Here is a 19,674-nt window from a genome sequence, read left to right as displayed (position 1 = left end):
TAAGACATCACAACCACGCGCGTAAGCGATGGGTGATGGCTTATCGCTCACCCCGTGGAAAGCGTCCGACTGGTGCGGAAATCAATTTTACTCTCTGCTCTAAGATTTCTTTGCATCATAAATCAACCCTACCCTTTAACATAGCCTTTTATAAAAGAATTTTATTAAATTTTTCTTAATTTTTAAATTTTTAAAGGGTTTTATTAGTAATTATAGAATTTATTATATATGTAAACGTTTTCAATTTTAAGAGAGAGAGGTAAGGATATGAAACTAACAAATTTTATTAATGGAAAATGGCAAGAGGGAGAGGCTTCCTATACTGCTGTTTTGAATCCAGCAAACGGTGAGCAGTTAGCAGAAGTAAGAATGTCTACAAAAGAGGATGTAGACGTTGCAGTGGAGGCTGCAGTGAAGGCACAAAAGAAATGGGCATTAGTTCCGGCTCCAAAACGAGCGGACTATTTATATGAAATTGGCAGACTGATGAAAGAAAGAAAGGAGCATCTAGCTCAAGTACTGACAAAAGAGATGGGGAAGGTCATAGAAGAAGGACGTGGAGAAGTACAGGAAGGAATTGATATGGCCTTTTATATGGCAGGTGAAGGAAGAAGACTTTTCGGAGAAACGACCCCTTCTGAGCTAGCAGACAAATTTGCCATGAGTGTTCGAGCACCAATAGGAGTGGTTGGACTGATTACACCTTGGAATTTCCCTGTGGCCATTGCTACTTGGAAGTCATTTCCTGCTTTAGTGGCGGGCAATGCATTTATCTGGAAGCCTGCTACAGAGACACCAATGATGGCGTTTGAGATGGCTAAAATATTTGAAGAGGTTGGTCTGCCAAGTGGCGTTGCAAACGTAGTATTTGGTTCCGGATCAGAGGTGGGTACTGCAATGATTGAGCATAAGGACGTAAAAGTTATTTCGTTTACTGGCTCAACAGATACGGGAAGTAAGGTAGCCGAGCTTGGCGGGAAGCACTTAAAGAAGATTTCCTTAGAAATGGGCGGAAAAAATGCCGTCATCGTTATGGAGGACGCAGATTTAAATCTAGCTGTAGACGGAATTCTTTGGAGTGCCTTTGGTACAGCTGGCCAGCGCTGCACCGCATGTAGTCGAGTGATTGTGCATAAAGATGTGAAGAAGAAACTGGAGAAAATGCTTCTAGAACGTATGGAGAAGCTGACAATTGGTGATGGGATGGATGAGACTGTCAAGGTTGGTCCAGTTATTAACAAGGCAGCATTAGAGAAAATCCACTCCTACATTCAAATTGGAAAAGAGGAGGGGGCTAACCTTGTTGTAGGTGGTACGATCCTTCAGGATGGTGATTTAGCTAAAGGAAATTACTATGCTCCCACCCTTTTTACAGATGTAAAACCGAATATGAGAATTGCTCAAGAAGAGATCTTTGGTCCGGTTGTTTCATTAATTGAAGTGGAATCATTAGAAGAAGCAATTGAAGTGAACAATGGAGTGAAATTCGGGTTGTCCAGTTCTATTTTCTCTAGAGATATCAATAAAATATTTAGAGCTCAACGAGATTTAGATACGGGAATTGTCTATGTTAATGCTGGAACTACCGGTGCTGAAATACATCTTCCGTTTGGAGGAACAAAAGGTACAGGGAATGGCCACAGAGACTCTGGAGTAGCGGCACTAGACGTTTATACAGAGTGGAAGAGTATTTATATAGATTACAGCGGGAAGTTACAAAGAGCTCAAATAGACACAGAATAAGGGGGAAGTCGATATGAAGGTAGCAGTATTAGGTGCAGGTTTAATGGGGAAGGAAGCAGCAAGAGATTTAATCTTGAGTCCAAATGTGGAGAAAGTATATTTATGTGATTTGGACGTTGGGCAGGCCAATATGTTTAAGGAAAAAATGCAAAACTCTAAAATTGAGGTTTTAAGATTAGATGCAAATGATGATTCCAATTTAATAGAAGTGATGAAAAAGGCTGATGTCGTGATCAATGCGCTGTTTTACTCATTCAATGAGAAAGTGGCTAGAACTGCAGTAGATGTTGGAGTCCATTCTATTGATCTTGGTGGTCATATTGGAGGTGCTACAGATGCTGTGCTTTCGTTGGATGAAAAGGCACAAGCGAAAGGGGTAACGATTATTCCGGACCTAGGAGTCGCTCCTGGGATGATCAATATTCTTGCAGGCTATGGTGCTAGTAAATTAGATGAAGTTACAGATATTCACCTATATGTTGGGGGAATACCTGTAGAACCAGAAGGGATATTCAAGTATAATATCGTGTTTTCATTAGAAGGAGTATTTGATCACTATACCGATCCTTCTCATGTAATAAGAAATGGTCAATTAGAGGAGATAGATTCGTTAACAGAGGTTGAGCCAATCGAGTTTGACGGATATGAGGAATTAGAGGCGTTCCATACAGCAGGGGGGACGTCCACTCTAACTAAATCATTTCCTAATGTTCAAACATTAGAATATAAGACGATTCGCTATAAAGGCCATGCAGAGAAATTTAAGCTACTGGTAGATTTAGGTCTTACAGATAAAAATAAAACAGTTAACGCTGGAGGAAATATTGTAAACGTTCGAGAAGTATTGAAAGAAGTGCTGACACCGTCTCTTCTCTTAGGAGATAAAGAGGACGCAGTGCTACTAAGAGTTATTGTTAAAGGTGAAAAAGATGGAAATGAAACAATTTACACGTATGAAATGGCAACTCAAAAGGATCCTTTATCTGGCGAAACTGCTATGGCTCGCGCAACTGCAAATACCATTTCAGTTGTTGCACAAATGATTGGAAATGGTGTAATTACAAAACCAGGCGTTTCTACACCGGAGCTAATTGTACCAGGGGAGTTATACATTAAAGAAATGTCCGCTAGAGGCGTTGAGATAAAAGAATATGTAACAAGAGGTGAAACAGTTTGAATTTTGAATTCTCCGAGGAGCAGGTGCTTCTACGAAAAACAGTAAGACAATTTGTTGATAACGAAATTATTCCTCACATTGCAGAGTGGGAGGCAAAAGGGGCATTTGACCCTATCATTTGGGAGAGACTTGCTAGCTTAGGATTAATGGGAGTATGTATACCGGAGAAGTATGGCGGTAGCGGTATGGACTATAATTCTCTTGCTATTGTTTGTGAAGAGCTAGAAAGAGGAGACACCGCTTTTCGAACGGCTGTCTCCGTTCATACAGGCTTAAACTCCATGACCATACTACAATGGGGTACTGAGGAGCAAAAGAAAAAATACCTGGAGCCTCAAGCAAAGGGAGAAAAAATTGGTGCGTTCGGTCTAACTGAGCCTGGAGCAGGTTCAGATGTAGCAGCGATGTCGACAGTTGCCGTTGCAGATGGAGATCATTATATTTTAAATGGACAAAAAACATGGATTTCTTTATGTGATGCTGCTGATCATTTTATTGTATTTGCTTATACGGACAAGGCTAAAAAGCACCATGGAATAAGCGCATTTATCGTGGAGCGTTCCATGCCAGGCTTTTCTTCTAAAGCGATTAAAGGCAAATATGGTATAAAATCCGGGAATACCGGAGAAATTTTCTTTGAAAACATGAAGGTTCCAAAGGAAAAACTTCTAGGAGAAGAAGGAGAAGGGTTTAAAATTGCCATGTCTGCTTTAGATAATGGTAGATTCACTGTGGCTGCTGGAGCAGCAGGTCTTTCACTTGCTTGTCTTGAAGCGAGTGTAAAGTATGCCAAGGAACGTGAAACCTTTGGTAAAGAAATAGGACGTCACCAGCTTGTACAGCAAATGATTGCAAAGATGGAAGCGGGACTTCAAATGAGTCGTTTGCTAGTTTATCGTGTTGGTGAGCTAAAGAACAAAGGAGTCCGGAATACACGAGAGACATCCTTAGCAAAATGGCAAGCTTGTGATTTTGCGAATAAAGCTGCAGATGATGCGGTTCAAATCCACGGTGCGTATGGTTATTCAGATGAATACCCGGTAGCACGTTATTTAAGGAATTCAAAGGCTCCGGTCATTTATGAAGGAACGAGAGAAATCCATACCGTTATGCAAGCGGAATATGTGCTAGGTTATCGAGAAGATAAAAAATTGAACAAAATGCTTCCAAAATGGCCTTTTGAAGAATAACAAAAAAGGGGATTAGGTTATCCTCAACAATATACTATTAAGGCAGACCATTTAGTCATTTAATGGTCTGTCTTTTTGATGTATATAAGTTTTAGGTTGAAATTCTCTTATTAATGAATGAAAATTAGCGTTAAGATCATAAGTAAGATTCTGAAGTTGTTTTCCGTTCCAGCGGACGCTTTCCGGGGGCACGGCTTCAATCTCCTCGTCGCTTTGCTCCTGCGGGGCTTTCAGCTCGCGCTGTTCCCCCAGGAGTCGCCGCTTCCACTTCAAACAACATGTAGAAAGGATTCAAAAAAACAGCTGGTTTTATAAAAAAGTAAAGCTATGCTAAAAGGTTGATTTTAAATAACATAAAAAATAAGCTAGGATATTTTCTCTGGCTCATTTGACTTTGACTTTTTTTACTAAAGCTACCTGATGGTTAAACTAGGGTTTTTTCTTAATTAAATCTATTAAATAATACATAAGTGCAATCACAAATGATAGCAATACAATAATAATTGTACCGAATGTAAGAATCCAAGTTTCCGCATAGCTCTCACCACCATCAAACACAAAAATAAATATAAAAAGTAAAATAACACTAGCCAGTAATGTTAAGAAAAATTTACTAATATATTTTGACATATTATCCTCCTCTACAATTTCACTTTATTTACTATTTCGCCACTATGTTATATTTACCTCTTATTAAACTAAACAGCTTACTTTAGTTTTTTAGTTTAAGTGTAACATTTCACAATTTACCAAAACCTATAACATAGCTAAAATAAAAAACTTGAAATCAAGTTGTCGATTTCAAGTTTTTTAATTATTCTCTAGTTATGTCTCAGCGTCATTCGCTAATTGCGTCTTTCTACAGGAAATCCTCCTTTTATAAGAAGTATCTTCTTACATATTTCAGGGAATGTATAATAAAAGTTATTAGAAAAAGAACAGTCCGATACTAATAATGACACCACTTAGTAATAGGACAAACACACAATACCCCATGATGTCCTTTGCCTTTAGGCCGGCGATAGCCAAGGCTGGTAGTGCCCAGAAAGGTTGGATCATATTTGTCCACGCATCTCCCCACGCAATCGCCATGGCCGTTTTTGCATAGCTAAGGTTAAGCGCAGATGCAGCCTCTATCATGATTGGTGCCTGTACTGTCCATTGTCCTCCTCCAGAAGGAACAAAGAAGTTAACAATTCCAGCCGCATAAAACGTGAACAAGTAAAACGTGTGCTCATTCGATATACTAATAAATGCCTCAGAAACAACTCCAGCTAAACCAGAAGCAACCATCATGCCCATGATTCCTGCATAAAAGGGAAATTGGATAACAATGTCCCCAACTGTGCTAGCAGCATTTTTAACGGCTAATAAAAAGTTTTTTGGTGTGCCGTGACAGATAATTCCAAGTGTCACGAAGATCAAATTAACGATATTTAAGTTTAAGTCAAAACCTTTAGTGACAAAGTGGTTAACTAAATAAACTAAACCAAGTAGTCCGATTAAACCGGTCAATATATAGCTTCCTTCCAGTCTTTGCGCAGGAGTGGGCTTTTCTATTGATTTTTCCTCAACCTTTTCCTCTTCTAACAAAGCTGGGTCTATCGAGAAAGTATCCTCCTTACTTGGCATCATCCACCTGTTTAAAAGAGGCACGGAGATAAATAGTGCAATAACAATAATTAAATTGTACGGTGTAAATAATGTTTCAGAAGTTGGAACGACTCCCATGATATCAGCAAATGGATGTCCCTCGGTTGCAATAGAAAGTGGTATTGAACCTGCGAGGCCTCCATGCCATATGATAAAGCCTGAATAAGCACTAGCAATTAATAGGCGGTAATCCACATTTTTAACCTGCTTGGCAATTTCCTTTGCGAAAAGAGCACCAATTACTAAACCAAACCCCCAGTTAATCCAGCATCCGATTAAAGAAACAACAGAAACTAATAGAATGGCTGAACCAGGTGTCTTAGCTATTCCTGCTAAGGAACTTAATACTTTTTTAAAAAACGGGCTGCTTGCTAATACATGACCTGCCAAGAGAACAACAACCATTTGCATAGTGAACGATAGTAAACCCCAAAAACCATCTCCCCAGTAGGTTGCCATTTCTAATGGTGTGGAATCAGTTAAGAACACCCCTAGTAAAAATACAAGTAGAGTAAGTATTGCAACAAATATGTATGGATCAGGTAAGAATCTGACCATTAAAGTGTTTGAAAATCTTGTTAACGCTTTCAATTTATTTCCCCCTTTGTTTTTTTACATCCCCTATTAATCTATGTTATAGGAAAGAGAGAAAATTCTCTATATTTTAATTAACAAATTTCGACAAAAAATACTAAAACATGACCTGTAACTAATAACCAGAAAAACGGTCTAATATATTAATTAATGTAAAAGAAAGGAAGTTGTAAATGAGAAGGTGGATCGTGACATTTATAGCTATTGCCCTTTGTCTAACAGCGGGTTCGGCTTGGGTTTATTTTTCCAATCAAAAAGTATTGGCACAAAGCTTTGTGTTATCCAATCAGGTTTTTAGAGCAGAATTTTCAAAGGGTGTAAGTAAAGATGTATTGGAAAAAGGAGAGGTGTATGTAACCGATGATAAGAATGCTAGGATAGAGGCAGACTTTCAGCTAAAAAACAATGGGAAGTCCCTTGAAATATCCGGACTATCAAACGGAAAGTATACACTCCATGTCGATGAAAAGTTTAGTCTAGGAAAAAGCAAATACACATTTGAGGTGCAAGAAAGCCTCCCAGTGGTACATTCGCGAGGAGAGCTTGAGGATTATTTTAAGTTAGTTATGAGTACAAGAGAAAATGTAGTCACGGAAGAAACCATGGAAATGTCAGCAGCAGAAGACAAATCAAGTGGAACTGCAGACTACTCCACTACTAATAACCAGGTAAAAGGAGTGGAAGAGGCGGATATTGTTCAGACAAACGGTTCTCATGTGTTTGTAATTAGTGAGAACAAAGTTGTTATTAATAATATTGAAAATCCTTCTAATATGAAGCAAGAAAGTAAAATCCAATTTACAGAATCCTTTTATCCAAGTCAGCTATTATTAAAAGAAGAACTGTTATTAGTGATTGGACAAAAGAACATGTACCATACATTGGAAGCTACAGATTCGGCACCACGAATAGATCCTGATTGGGAAAGTATGACAGGGGTTTTTCTTTATGATATTTCTAATCCTAAAGCTCCTAAGCTAATCAGGGAGCTAGCCTCTGAGGGATATACGAATGGGGTTCGTTTAAAGGGAAATATGCTTTATATCGTTTCTACTATTATGCCTAGATATTGGGCGATGGAAGAAAATGATGATATGGAGTTAAGACCATTTACGTATGATTCAAAGACTGACAAAGAAGCTCAACCGTTGGATTATGAGCAAATATCGATATTACCTGATTCATTGGATGGTAACTACACCGTTATTACAGCTCTAAACATTTCGGAACCATTGGTGAACGAGGTTAAAACAAGGAGCTTTCTTGGAGGTAGCCAGGAATTATATATGTCCACGGAAAGCCTGTTTCTAACTTCTGCCATTTATAAGAATGACGAGGCCACTACTATGAGTAAAAGGTTATGGGGACCAGGGCAACTGGATACAATGGTATATAAATTTTCGATTAAAGATACGATAGTTGATTTTGTAGGATCTGCTACGTTAACCGGAACAATTCTTAACCAATTTTCGATGGATGAGCATAACGGTTACTTTAGAACAGTTACCACGACAGGAAACCTTTGGGATCAAAATAATCCCTCCGAGAATAATATATTCATTTTAGATGAAACAATGAACATGGTAGGGTCTATTACAGGATTAGCAAAGGAAGAAAGAATTTATTCGGCAAGGTTTATGGGGGACAAAGCATACATGGTGACATTTAGAGAAACGGACCCATTGTTTGTGATTGATGTTGCCACTCCTACTAACCCAAAAGTGCTAGGTGAATTAAAGATTCCTGGGTTTAGTAATTATTTACACCCTCTAGGGGAAAAGCATTTAATCGGCTTTGGTTACGAAACTTCATCTATAGTACCTGTTGGTAGTAAGGAGCCTATTATACAAACGGAAGGTATGAAAATCTCTTTATTTGATGTTAGTGACTTTGATAGCCCTAAGGAAGTAGATACAGAGGTGATTGGAGGACAAGGAACTTATTCTCCTATTCAATATGATCACCATGCCTTGTTCCAACATAATGAAAAGAATCTCTATGGTTTCCCAGTGACTATTTATGAAAAAGAAGAAGGTCAGGAATATAGTAGCTATAAACAGGATGGGGCATTCATCTATGAAATAACACCAGAGAAAGGAATAACTCTGCAGGCAAGCTTGCTTAACAAAGAGAGCCAAGGCCAGCAATATGAGGAATGGGGGACCATGATTCATAGAGTTATTTACGCGAACAACTCCATCTATACAATTGGGATGAAGGAAATGAAAAGCTATCAATTGGATACATTCAAAGAAACGGGTGTTCTTTCCTACTAAATCTTTTATAAATATTCAGAAGGTTGCTCCTTCATAAAATAACATAATTTATGGAAGCAAAAGTAAGCAATGCTTGCATTTATAGTTGTTCGATCAAGTTCATTGAATTGTTTTTTATTCACAATGGTCGCATCACCTCGGAGTATTATGAAATTCAAAAGTGCATTTCTTCTTTAGAGCCGATACAAGTCGGATTGGAGCGGAAGGCGCGAATACTCCCACGGGAACAGCGCGAGCCGAAGCACCCAGACTGAGGCCGTGCCCGTGGAAAGCGAAGCTCCTATAGTGGAAATCGACGAATTCTTGGGTATATATGTAAATAAAAAAGACGGAAGACAATATCAAATTTCTTTGAGCTTGTATAGGTTTTGAAGTGTTAGGTCGACATTAGTCAATCTAACGCTTTTTTCTATTTAGGAAACTAAGTAAGTCACCAATTAAAAGAAGAGGCTACTTTATGAAAATAACACAGGTAAATGTTATATTAGATTAAACATTTCTTAAAAGGGAAAATATATATACAATGATATATGAAGAAAAAGGAAGGTGATCGGCATTGAACACGGATTATGAGCTAGCGGTAGAGTGCTGTTTACTTGCTGGTAAATTGATGATGGAAAGTGGGGCAGAGACATATCGAGCAGAGGATACAATGGACCGAATGGCCTTATCGCAGCATTTAACCCAATCCCAAAGTTTCGTTACCCCAACTGGAATCCTCTTTAGTGGAAAAGACAATCTTCCAACGCGATTAGTTAGAGTGAATAATAGAACAACAGATTTGGAAAAGATTGCTCTCGTAAATGCCGTTTCTCGTAAATTGGCCACGGCAGAAATAAGCTTAGAAGAAGCGCATAAAGAATTAAAAAGAATAGATGAAGAACATAAAATGATTGCTTTTTGGATTCGTATAGCAGCGTCTGCTGTTGCATCAGGTGCGTTTCTATGGTTATTTGGTGCGTCATTAATAGATGTACCACACGCCATGCTTGCTGGTGGAATAGGCTTTGCCGTTGCTGATTTACTGGAGAGAAAAACAAGAGTGAAATTCTTTGCCGAATTTTTTGCTGCACTTATCATAAGTATGATTGCCACACTTTCCGTTCGGTATGGATATGGCGTTGAAATTGACAAAATTATTATTGGCTCGGTAATGCCTCTTGTTCCAGGTTTGCTTATAACAAACGCAGTCAGAGACTTAATGGCAGGGCATTTTATGTCGGGACTATCCAAGGGAGCAGAAGCTTTTCTAACTGCTTTCGCTATTGGAGCAGGAGTGGCGTTTATATTATCGTTATAAGGAGGGATCGAGATGACTTTTGTTCTACAAGGTATCATAAGCTTTATTGCTGCTGCTGCATTTGGGGTGATTTTTAATGCACCGAAAAAATCCCTCATCTACTGTGGATTAGTTGGTATGGTTGGTTGGCTTGTATTCTCCATGATGAGATATTACAACGATGATCCCATTGTGTCTACCTTTGCGGGTGCATTCTCTATTGCATTTGTTGCTCATATAATGGCAAAGAAATTTAAAATGCCAATGATTATATTTAGTGTTGCGGGTATTATACCGCTTGTTCCAGGTGGTTCTGCTTATAATGCAATGAGAAATGTAGTCGAGGAGGATTATGGAACAGCAGTAGAATACGCTGCGCTTGCCTTAATGATTTCCGGAGCGGTTGCAATGGGGCTTGTGTTCGCTGAAATCATAACGCAGATATGGCTACAGACTTTGAGGAAGAAGAAAGTAAAGCCTAGCTGAACAAATAATCCTCCCCGTTTTTTTGAGGGCGTGGTTAGGTAGATTACATAAAGCAGCTCCCGAAATTATATATTCGGGAGCTGCTTTTTTTATAAAAGAGGAAGTGGGAGGAGAAGTGACGAAAAAGTATAGGAAGAAAAAGAATGGAGGAGCTTCATATGAGATGTAGGGTAATTGGAATGTGGGGAGGATATCCAAAAGAAAATGGACCTTGCTCAGGCTATCTAATTGAAAAAGATGACTTTTCTGTACTAGTAGACTGTGGAAGTGGAGTATTAATGGAAGTTCAAAAGTATATCAACTTGAATGATATAAACCACGTCATGCTGTCTCATTATCATTATGATCATAGTAGTGACATTGGTGCTTATTTGTTCTCCAGATTAGTTAACACGAAGATTGGTAGAGCAAATGAGCATTTACAAATATACGGACCTAATGATGAGGATATAAAAAGAAGAGTGGAGGAAGTAGAGTACTCTAAATTCACCTCATTTAATGAAAAAAGTGAGATACATATTGGTCCCTTTACTTTCACCTTCTTGAGGAATATCCATCCAGTCGAAACTTATAGTATTAAAATTGAAAGTGAAAATATAAAAATAGTGTATACATCAGATACAAGTTATATGAAGGAACTAATTGATTTTGCTGAGGAAGCTGATTTACTAATTGTAGAAAGTAGTTTATATGAGGATATGGATGGAAGTTCATCTGGACATATGAATTCAAAGGAGGCAGGACTTCTAGCTAGTCAATCTAAAGCAAAAAAAGTGATCTTAACACATCTTCCACACTACGGAGATTTAGACAACCTACTGAAAATTGCTAGAAATGAAGGAAATGAAAATATTGATCTAGCTATCTCTGGAATGCTTATAGAGCTGTAAGTAGGGGAGCGTGTGACGATCCATATAATAAGGTTAAGGTGTAATTATCTATCTTGCTATACTATAGAAGAAGAGGTCCTGAGCAATTCAAGACCTCTTCTTTATATTTACTATTATACATTTTCTGTAGATCTAATTAACTTTTCAACTTGATCTGCAGTAATTGGTTCGCTAATATAGTAGCCCTGAACTGCATCACAGCCCATATCCTTTAGTGCATTATATTGTTCCTTAGATTCTACGCCTTCTGCAACAACCTTCACGCCAAGAGACTGTCCAAAATGGATTAAACCTTGGATCAGTTGCTGAAGTTTTTCTTGTTGCATGATGGAATTTACAAAAGATTTATCTATTTTCAGTTTGCCTATTGGTAGTAACTGTAAATATCTTAAGGAAGCATAGCCCGTACCAAAATCGTCTAATGCAAAAGTTATTCCTTCTTGATGGAGGGTCTGCATTTGCTTCACAATATTTTTTTCTGCCTCAGCTTCCAAGGCAAACTTCTCTGTAAACTCTAATTGTAATAATTCCGGGGAACAATTATATTTTTTTAACGCAGCACGTATCGCTTTGACCATATTTTTATCTCTAAATTCTCTTATGGAAGAGTTATAGCTTACCTTAACGGATAAGCCTTTTTCTTGCCAGATTGCAGCTTGTTCGCAGGATTTTTCTAGCATAAACATACCTATTTCATTTATAAGTCCGGTTTCCTCTGCTATTGGTATTAATTCATCTGGGTTAATAACTCCAAGAACTTCATCTTCCCAACGAACTAAAGCTTCTACGGAAGTAACTTTCCCAGAAGTCACTTCACGTTGAGGTAAATACATAACATGAAAGTCATTATGGTTGAGTGCTTCTATTAATCTTTTTTCAATTTGTAGGGATCTGGTAAGCTTATGATGATCCGATTGAGAAAGGGATGAAATGATTCCCCCGCCCTCTAATTTTACTTTTTGAAGCGTTGTATTTGTTGCTTTTAATAGATGTAAATAGGTCTGTTGGTCTTCAGGGAATCTAGTGATTGCTCCACTTACGGTTATTGGAATAACCTTGTTCTCCACATAAATTGGGTTTTGTTTTAAGAAATGTATGAAACCTTCAATATACCAATCGCTTAGTGGAGTGATTACGGCAAAGTCATCTCTGCCCGCTCGAGCTATAATAGAATCTTCAAAGTAGATTTTTAATCTTTTTGTTAGCTCTATCATTAGGAAGGATTCTGTTTCAACATCTAGTATTTCTTTTAACGTATAAAATTGGTTGATGCTTATAAAAACAAATGAAAAGTTCTTTTGTTCCTCGATATGCTCGTTAACAACTTGTTCTAAACGGTGTCTACTCATCAGACCTGTTTCTGCATCTACATAAGCAATTTCTTCTAGGCGGGTTTGTAGTAATTTTTTTTCTGTAACTTCTTCTTCCAAAAGAATATAGTAAAGCGTATTATTTTCAATATCCGTAATTGGAATGGCTATAAGGTCGACCCAATAGCTGAGCCCGTCTTTAGTCATTTTTTCTACTGTACCTTGATAAGTACTGCCTTTTTGAATCGAGTTCATTATTCCATCTGCTACGGCAATATGCTCAGACGTGTTAGGAAAGAGCTGCCAAAAGGATTTACCCACGATTCTTTTAGGGGTCCAATTACTCTTTTTAAGAAAAAGATCGTTTGCGTGCATGATCAATCCTTCCTTATCAAGGTAGAGAACCATAAAACTATGGGATAAAGCTTTCTTCAAGATTTCAAGTTCAAATGATGCTGTTTGATCTGAACTTTTTATTTGATCGGTATCAAATTGGAATAAGACGTACGTTATATCATGAATAGTTAGGGATTTTAGTATAAGCGATGTTTTTAATAATTGTTTATCTTTTTTATACAATGTTACTGAATTAATGCGAATTGGTTCTTCTTTCGCGATAATTTTGTCCCATTTGGCAATAAGGTGACCATGAGTATAATCATTAAAAAACGGTAAATTTGAACCCTTTACTTCTTCGGAAGTATATCCAAAGTGCTTTTCTGCTTCTTGGCTCCACCAAACGATATGACCATCCTCATCTGTTAGAAAGGTTGGGTATGGTATATGATTTAACACAGCTTCACTTAAATCCAGTTGTTTTTCCTGCAGATACATCGTCAGTCCCCCATAAAAATTATCTAATAGTAATTATACAGAATATAGATAATATAGTCATTAGCATAGAACAATATATTCACAAAATAATTAAATATAGACTAAAATACCTACTAAATATTTGAGTTATAAAGGAGGAAATCAATATGAAAAGGTCAAAGGGAATAATTTTAATAATTATCGGGTCTGTTCTTTGGGGTGCCACAGGTCCCATGATGGAGTGGGTCCTGCATAATAGTGAACTAAGTGTGCCATTTTTCTTAACTGTAAGGCTAATTGTTGCAGGGACTAGTATTTTAGTATTTTTAAAATTTCAAAAGAAAAAGGTATTTGTTATATGGAAAGAACCCGTCTGGTTGAAGCAATTGTTTATCTTCGCCTTACTGGGGATGCTCGGAGTGCAATATACTTTTATAGCTGCGATTGAAGCCAGTAATGCATCTATAGCAACCCTGCTTCAATTTCTTGGCCCTATTTACATCATCATATACGTTTCCTGGAAGGGTAAGACATTTCCTCCGAAATACCAGGTGGTTGGAATAATAGGAACATTGCTAGGCTTATTTTTATTGCTGACTAATGCGAACATAAACCAGCTGTTAATAAGTAATGAAGCATTGTTTTGGGGACTGCTGCTGGGAGTTACCTTTTCTATATACACGGTATATCCAGCAAGACTTATGAAGGAGTGGGGGGTACTAGTTGTAGTAGGGTGGGGAATGCTTATTGGAGGTATTGTTTTAGCATTACTCTCTCAAGTTTGGAATAGTAATGAATGGAGCGAATTGGTGAGTTATCCTATCATCATATTTGTAGTACTTATAGTTTTAATGGGGACGATTGCTTTTGTTATGTTCCTATCAAGTATGAAATACATAACAGCGGTAGAAACGAGTATTTTATCCAGCATAGAGCCTTTGACAGCAATGATTATCTCGGTATTTTGGTTTGGGCAAATATTAGGAGGCTGGCAGTATACAGGGGTATTAGTCATGCTAGTATTTGTGACTTGGCTCTCAGTAGCAGGTGATCTTAAGTGGGATCGTTTTAAAAAGAAGAAATAAATCTAACATTAGGGTATTACAATACCCTATCTTTAAAATAAACAGATTATTAATTTTTTTCTATTTATTATAGTAGGGATGTGGCATAATAGGTTTTACAGTAATTAGTTCGAGTGACGAAGAATTTAGGAGTGTTTTATGTGAAGACCATATTTTCTTATTTAAAGCCTTATAAATGGCTTGTAGTAACAGCTTTACTTTTTATGTTGATTGAGTTGTCCGTAGAGCTCATTCAGCCACTGTTAATTGCAGTTATTATAGATGAAGGAATTGTTGGAAGAGATCAATCATCTATTATTTTCTGGGGAAGTATTATGCTAGGGCTTTCTTTCGTTGCCTTTTTAGCTGGTATCATCAATACTTTTATAGCTTCGCATGCTGTACAGAGCTATGGCTTTGATATTCGACAGGCTTTGTTTAGAAAAGTTCAATCTTTTACAATGACTACTTTCTTAAAGTTTCCGACTTCTAGTTTAATTACTAGATTAACAAGTGATGTTACTATTACTCAGAATCTTATCTTTATGGGTCTTCGGATTATGCTTAGAGCACCGTTGTTAGTAATAGGAAGTATTATCATGTCTTTCATTGTTCATCCAAAGCTTGCGCTATATCTAGTAATTGGTGCTCCTTTTCTATTAATTTTTCTTTATTTTATGAGCAGAAAAGGACTGACCTTGTTCTCTAAGGTACAAAAAAGTGTAGATAATGTAACACGTAAAATCCAAGAAAACTTACAAGCGGTAAGATTGATTAAAGCTTATTTAAGAGGAGATTTTGAAGCAAGTCGTTTTGGAAAGGTAGCTAACATTTTAAAGGTGGATAATGTGAAGGCCTTTAGAATTATGGAATTGATCCTCCCAGTCCTGCTATTTGTTATGAATATAAGCTTAATGGCAGTTCTCTGGTTTGGCGCTAAGGAAATCCAAACGGGTGGAGCACAAATTGGAGAGTTAGTAGCGATCGTCAATTACGCTATGCGAATGACAGGTGCATTCTCTATGTTTTCTTTCATCATTATATTCTTTTCCCGAGCAAAAGCTTCTTCAGAACGGATGGAGGAGGTACTGCTGGTGAATGAAGGGATAGAAAATTTTGAAGGTGGAATGACTGAGCATCTTTCTACTATTGGTAAGCTAGAATTTCAAAACGTTTCCTTTACATATCCAGGAACGAACGCACCAGTACTTCAAAACGTTTCCTTTACTGTTGAACCAGGATCTAAACTTGCCATTATGGGAGCCACTGGCTCGGGAAAAACGACCCTGCTAAATCTAATTCCTCGCTTCTTTGATGCAACAGAAGGCCGAATTCTTATCAATGAAAAAGAAGTACAGGAATGGCCATTAAAAGAACTTAGACAGGTGATTGGGTTAGTCCCTCAGCAATCTATTCTCTTTACCGGTAGTATAGAGGAAAACCTTGGATGGGGAGACTCCACTGCTACGGAGGATCTATTGAGGAAAGCTGCAAAGCAAGCGCAGATACACAATTCGATTGAACGCTTCCCAGAGCAATACAACACTAGAGTTGGTCAAAAAGGCGTTAATCTGTCTGGAGGGCAAAAGCAAAGACTTTCTATTGCGCGGGCCTTAGTACGTAAACCAGAAATTTTACTATTAGATGATAGTACTAGTGCATTGGATGTTACTACAGAAAATGCATTGTGGGAAGCATTAGAAGGAGAAAATGCCACTATGCTCGTAATTACTCAAAAAATTAGAACTGCTAAAGGAGCAGATCAAATTCTTCTTTTAGAGAATGGAGAGGTATCGGCATATGGTACACATGAGGAGCTTATGAAAAAGTCTTCGCTCTACAGAGAGATTGCAGAATCGCAACAGGAGGTGGACGATCAAGATGAGCTTCATTCGTAAACCTTTTGGCTATGAACCCGTTATTACAAAGGAAGATTTGAAGAAGAATAACAAAAAGAAAGTAGAAAAGGTATCTGATTGGAAAGGGGTACTTAGCAGGTTATGGAAGCTAGTAGATGAACAACGATTTTTACTAATCGTTGTCCTGCTATTAGTAGTAGTAAGTTCTGCATTATCCTTGTTAGGCCCTTATTTAGTAGGGAGAATTATTGATGAATATATTACAGTAAGTGTATTTGAAGGCTTAGCACGCTTAATAGGCATTCTAATTGTTGTTTATATATTCTTATCTATTTCTATGTACTTACAAAGTTATTGGATGATTGGTGTAGCGCAGCAAACTATTTATCGTCTACGAACTATACTATTCAATAAGCTTCAAAAGCTACCTGTTTCTTTTTTTGATAAGCGTCAGCACGGTGAGCTAATGAGTAGAATGACAAATGATATTGAAAATGTCAGCCAAACCTTAAACTCTTCCTTTATCCAAGTATTTTCTAGCTTACTAACATTAGTAGGAACAACTGTGGTGATGCTTATGTTGAGTCCATTACTAACCTTGGTTACGCTAATTATTGTTCCAGTGATGTTCTTTGCAATGAAATGGATTACTAAGCGAACATCCAAATTATTTAAGGAGCAGCAGCAGGCGGTTGGAGAATTGAATGGGATGATTGAAGAAACGATCTCTGGTCAGCGAATCGTCAAAGCCTTTTCACAGGAGCAGCGGATGCTAGAGGACTTTGCTTTAAAAAGTGAACGCTTGAAAAGAACAGGATTTTGGGCGCTTACATACTCAGGATTCATACCTAAAGTAATGAACCTGCTGAACAATACAAGTTTTACATTAGTTGCCGCTGCTGGGGGTGTCCTTGCCTACCACGGCTATGTTTCAATCGGGGAGATAGTTATTTTTACAGAGTATGCCCGCCAATTTACAAGACCTCTAAACGATTTAGCCAATCAATTCAACACCGTACTTTCTGCAATTGCTGGTGCGGAGCGTGTTTTTGCTATTATTGATGAGCCAGAAGAGCAGGATACAGTAATGGAAAATAAAGATTTGAAATTGAAGGGTAATGTAACTTTTGAAAATGTAACCTTTAAATACAATACAAAAGATGAAAAGCCTACGATTGAAAAAGTTTCCTTTCATGTAGAGGCAGGAAAGACAGCAGCGCTAGTTGGGGCCACCGGAGCAGGGAAAACAACTATAATGCAGCTGTTAGCCCGCTTCTACGAGACAAATGAAGGGAAAATTATAATTGATGGTATCGCAATCGACCAAATGCCTCGCTATACGTTACGTAGCCAAACGGCTTTTGTATTGCAGGACCCTTTTCTTTTTGAAATGAGCGTAAAAGAAAATATTCGTTATGGAAAACTTAATGCTACAGATGAAGAGATTATCCAGGCTGCTAAAGAAGCAAATGCTCATGAATTTATTGCCAAGCTTCCAAATGGATATGATACAATTCTTTCGGCGGACGGTGGAGAAATCAGTCAAGGTCAAAAACAGCTACTTTCTATTGCACGAGCATTAGTCGCAGATCCAGCAATTTTGCTGTTGGATGAGGCAACCTCAAGTATTGATACAGTTACGGAATTGAAAATACAAGAGGCTCTTGAGAGATTAATGGAAGGCAGAACAAGCTTTGTGATTGCACACCGATTAAATACGGTAAGAAAAGCAGACTTAATATTTGTCATGGAAAATGGAAAGCTGATAGAATCAGGTTCACAAGAGGATCTTATAAATGCGCAAGGTCGTTTTTATAGTATGCTTATGAATTCAAAGATTTAGAAGGGAAGTATGGACTTGGACATATCAGTCATGACTGTGTCGATTCCAATTGATATGGAAACACGGGAAGAGATGGAAAACTTAATAGAGGAAGCTGCTCATGTCGATTTAATTGATTACAATCATTTATTAAATACATCAGAGCTAACAGATTATTTCTTAAAGGGATTTTGTATTTTAGCATATAGCGACGAATCGGATCAATTGGTTGGAGTATTAACTGCTGTTGATAGATTAGCTACTTTAGATTACGAATGGAGCGCTGTAGTTCTTCCAAGTGCCCGCAAATTAGGTATTGGAGGAAAACTGCTGCAAGAACTACAAAGAAATTTAGAGCTAAGAGGAGCCTCTAGAGATATAGCGTTAGTTGCAAGCGTTGCAAAGACGGGACAATATATGCTGGCAACTCGGGGTTATTCATACGAGCTTTCCGAAATTACGATGGTTGCTAATGCAGATTCAATACAAGTGGATAGTCCATTTGAAGTGACGCCTTTTCAAAATGAAGGTGAAGAGCTAATAGAAGTTCTAGAAAATGCTTTTGGGGATACAGCAGAAGAGGCACAGGAAATGATTGCCTTTAACCTGCAAACACCGAACCGCAAGCTAATGCTTGCTAAGCAAGAAGGAAAGGTTTTAGGCACAACTACCATTGTAGAAAATGAAGATCAGCTTTGGATAACTGGCTTAGGTGTGCATAAAGAGGCGCAGGGCAAGGGAGTAGCCAAGGCATTATTGAGCTGGTGTAAGCATGAAGCTTATAAACTTGGAAAGACACAAGTCTATTTGGACGTAGAAACCGACAATGATATTGCCTTCTCTATTTACGAAAAACAAGGCTTCCAAACAGTAGCTAATACGTTGTTTTATAGAAAAAATGACGTGTTGCAGTAAGTTGACTAGATAAATATTTTGTATTTAGTTAAGTAAAGACGGAAATATTTAGATTGTAGATAACCTCAAGAGACACTTGAGATTTTCTACAATCTTTTTTTATTAGTTAAGTATAAGATTTCACAATTGACGGCTTTTACATCTTCATAAAAATATGTAACAAGAAAACATTTACAAACTCTAAACATAACACCTATATTATTTTCATAATATCTTTATAAGATGAATGTAGAAACATTCAATCGTAAAGGAGCGATCTTATTGGGGTTAAACGATCAACATGTAACAATGAAGAATTCAGACAAAAGGTTACATTCTATGCGTATTACCCATGTAAAACAAAAAATTCAACTTACGTTACAGTGGATGATTTTAAAGAAGACACGACCACCCAAGCACAAATACATAGCAATCCCCAGACGGAACTCTATTCCGTCAAAACATAAGTAAAGAACCATTTTCTAGTTTCCTTTAGCCGTGGCTATTAGTAGACCTCATCGTGATAGTAGTCGATATCACGATTTTTTTATTGTTAAGAAATTATAAAGTTCTGAACCTGTGGATAAATTGATGTCTAGCTCCACCGCCTTGCCCCTCGGGGTC

Annotated in this window: 14 protein-coding genes; 11 read left to right on the top strand and 3 right to left on the bottom strand. The window is 37.7% G+C overall.

Annotation, left to right across the window (positions count from 1 at the left end; translation table 11 throughout):
• Window positions 1-267: 267 nt before the first annotated feature.
• From Q0371_RS02875 to Q0371_RS02865, 3 genes are read left to right on the top strand one after another with little or no spacing between them, the layout of a single operon-like run.
• Window positions 268-1,743, top strand: a complete 1,476-nt coding sequence (locus Q0371_RS02875; protein WP_298468038.1) for an aldehyde dehydrogenase family protein — start codon at window positions 268-270, stop codon at window positions 1,741-1,743.
• Between the two features lie 13 nt (window positions 1,744-1,756).
• Complete coding sequence (locus Q0371_RS02870; protein ID WP_298468035.1) at window positions 1,757-2,920, top strand: saccharopine dehydrogenase C-terminal domain-containing protein; 1,164 nt, start codon at window positions 1,757-1,759, stop codon at window positions 2,918-2,920.
• Window positions 2,917-4,110: an acyl-CoA dehydrogenase family protein gene (locus Q0371_RS02865; RefSeq protein WP_298468031.1), complete on the top strand. Its 1,194-nt coding sequence runs from the start codon at window positions 2,917-2,919 to the stop codon at window positions 4,108-4,110. Before Q0371_RS02870 ends, Q0371_RS02865 begins: the two co-directional genes overlap by 4 nt.
• Window positions 4,111-4,539: 429 nt before the next feature.
• Here the strand turns inward: Q0371_RS02865 and Q0371_RS02860 are convergent, their stop codons facing one another.
• Window positions 4,540-4,740: a hypothetical protein gene (locus Q0371_RS02860; protein ID WP_298468027.1), complete on the bottom strand. Its 201-nt coding sequence runs from the start codon at window positions 4,738-4,740 to the stop codon at window positions 4,540-4,542.
• Between the two features lie 297 nt (window positions 4,741-5,037).
• Window positions 5,038-6,354 (bottom strand): short-chain fatty acid transporter, encoded by a 1,317-nt coding sequence (locus tag Q0371_RS02855; protein WP_251553521.1) that lies wholly within the window; start codon window positions 6,352-6,354, stop codon window positions 5,038-5,040.
• Window positions 6,355-6,530: 176 nt separating this feature from the next.
• Between Q0371_RS02855 and Q0371_RS02850 the strand changes: the two genes are divergently transcribed.
• The 4 genes from Q0371_RS02850 (at window position 6,531) to Q0371_RS02835 (ending at window position 11,288) form a co-directional block, all read left to right on the top strand.
• The gene (locus Q0371_RS02850; protein WP_298468022.1) at window positions 6,531-8,633 is read left to right on the top strand and encodes a beta-propeller domain-containing protein; all 2,103 of its coding nucleotides are present in this window, start codon (window positions 6,531-6,533) and stop codon (window positions 8,631-8,633) included.
• 556 nt (window positions 8,634-9,189) lie between these two features.
• Window positions 9,190-9,933, top strand: a complete 744-nt coding sequence (locus tag Q0371_RS02845; RefSeq protein WP_298468019.1) for a threonine/serine exporter family protein — start codon at window positions 9,190-9,192, stop codon at window positions 9,931-9,933.
• Between the two features lie 12 nt (window positions 9,934-9,945).
• Window positions 9,946-10,398, top strand: coding sequence for a threonine/serine exporter family protein (locus tag Q0371_RS02840; RefSeq protein WP_298468016.1), 453 nt, complete (start codon window positions 9,946-9,948; stop codon window positions 10,396-10,398).
• A gap of 158 nt (window positions 10,399-10,556) precedes the next feature.
• Complete coding sequence (locus tag Q0371_RS02835) at window positions 10,557-11,288, top strand: MBL fold metallo-hydrolase (RefSeq protein ID WP_298468012.1); 732 nt, start codon at window positions 10,557-10,559, stop codon at window positions 11,286-11,288.
• A 113-nt stretch (window positions 11,289-11,401) separates the two neighbouring features.
• Here the strand turns inward: Q0371_RS02835 and Q0371_RS02830 are convergent, their stop codons facing one another.
• Complete coding sequence (locus Q0371_RS02830) at window positions 11,402-13,432, bottom strand: EAL domain-containing protein (RefSeq protein WP_298468009.1); 2,031 nt, start codon at window positions 13,430-13,432, stop codon at window positions 11,402-11,404.
• Between the two features lie 146 nt (window positions 13,433-13,578).
• Here Q0371_RS02830 and Q0371_RS02825 point away from each other — a divergent pair, with 146 nt between their 5' ends.
• The 4 genes from Q0371_RS02825 (at window position 13,579) to Q0371_RS02810 (ending at window position 19,071) form a co-directional block, all read left to right on the top strand.
• The gene (locus tag Q0371_RS02825) at window positions 13,579-14,496 is read left to right on the top strand and encodes an EamA family transporter (RefSeq protein ID WP_298468006.1); all 918 of its coding nucleotides are present in this window, start codon (window positions 13,579-13,581) and stop codon (window positions 14,494-14,496) included.
• A gap of 140 nt (window positions 14,497-14,636) precedes the next feature.
• Window positions 14,637-16,373 (top strand): ABC transporter ATP-binding protein, encoded by a 1,737-nt coding sequence (locus tag Q0371_RS02820; protein WP_298468003.1) that lies wholly within the window; start codon window positions 14,637-14,639, stop codon window positions 16,371-16,373.
• A complete protein-coding gene (locus Q0371_RS02815; protein WP_169359008.1) occupies window positions 16,357-18,177 on the top strand; it encodes an ABC transporter ATP-binding protein in 1,821 nt (606 codons plus the stop codon). Before Q0371_RS02820 ends, Q0371_RS02815 begins: the two co-directional genes overlap by 17 nt.
• Before the next feature lie 15 nt (window positions 18,178-18,192).
• Window positions 18,193-19,071 (top strand): GNAT family N-acetyltransferase, encoded by an 879-nt coding sequence (locus Q0371_RS02810; RefSeq protein ID WP_298468000.1) that lies wholly within the window; start codon window positions 18,193-18,195, stop codon window positions 19,069-19,071.
• Window positions 19,072-19,674 lie beyond the last annotated feature (603 nt).

This window comes from uncultured Psychrobacillus sp., from assembly GCF_938022135.1.
Classification (GTDB): domain Bacteria; phylum Bacillota; class Bacilli; order Bacillales_A; family Planococcaceae; genus Psychrobacillus.
This window is presented reverse-complemented; position numbering and strand designations above follow the sequence as displayed.

Coding starts and splice junctions, on each gene's coding strand:
- Q0371_RS02875 (WP_298468038.1), top strand. CDS start 268: ATGAAACTAACAAATTTTATTAATGGAAAATGGCAAGAGGGAGAGGCT.
- Q0371_RS02870 (WP_298468035.1), top strand. CDS start 1,757: ATGAAGGTAGCAGTATTAGGTGCAGGTTTAATGGGGAAGGAAGCAGCA.
- Q0371_RS02860 (WP_298468027.1), bottom strand. CDS start 4,740: ATGTCAAAATATATTAGTAAATTTTTCTTAACATTACTGGCTAGTGTT.
- Q0371_RS02850 (WP_298468022.1), top strand. CDS start 6,531: ATGAGAAGGTGGATCGTGACATTTATAGCTATTGCCCTTTGTCTAACA.
- Q0371_RS02840 (WP_298468016.1), top strand. CDS start 9,946: ATGACTTTTGTTCTACAAGGTATCATAAGCTTTATTGCTGCTGCTGCA.
- Q0371_RS02835 (WP_298468012.1), top strand. CDS start 10,557: ATGAGATGTAGGGTAATTGGAATGTGGGGAGGATATCCAAAAGAAAAT.
- Q0371_RS02830 (WP_298468009.1), bottom strand. CDS start 13,432: ATGTATCTGCAGGAAAAACAACTGGATTTAAGTGAAGCTGTGTTAAAT.
- Q0371_RS02825 (WP_298468006.1), top strand. CDS start 13,579: ATGAAAAGGTCAAAGGGAATAATTTTAATAATTATCGGGTCTGTTCTT.
- Q0371_RS02815 (WP_169359008.1), top strand. CDS start 16,357: ATGAGCTTCATTCGTAAACCTTTTGGCTATGAACCCGTTATTACAAAG.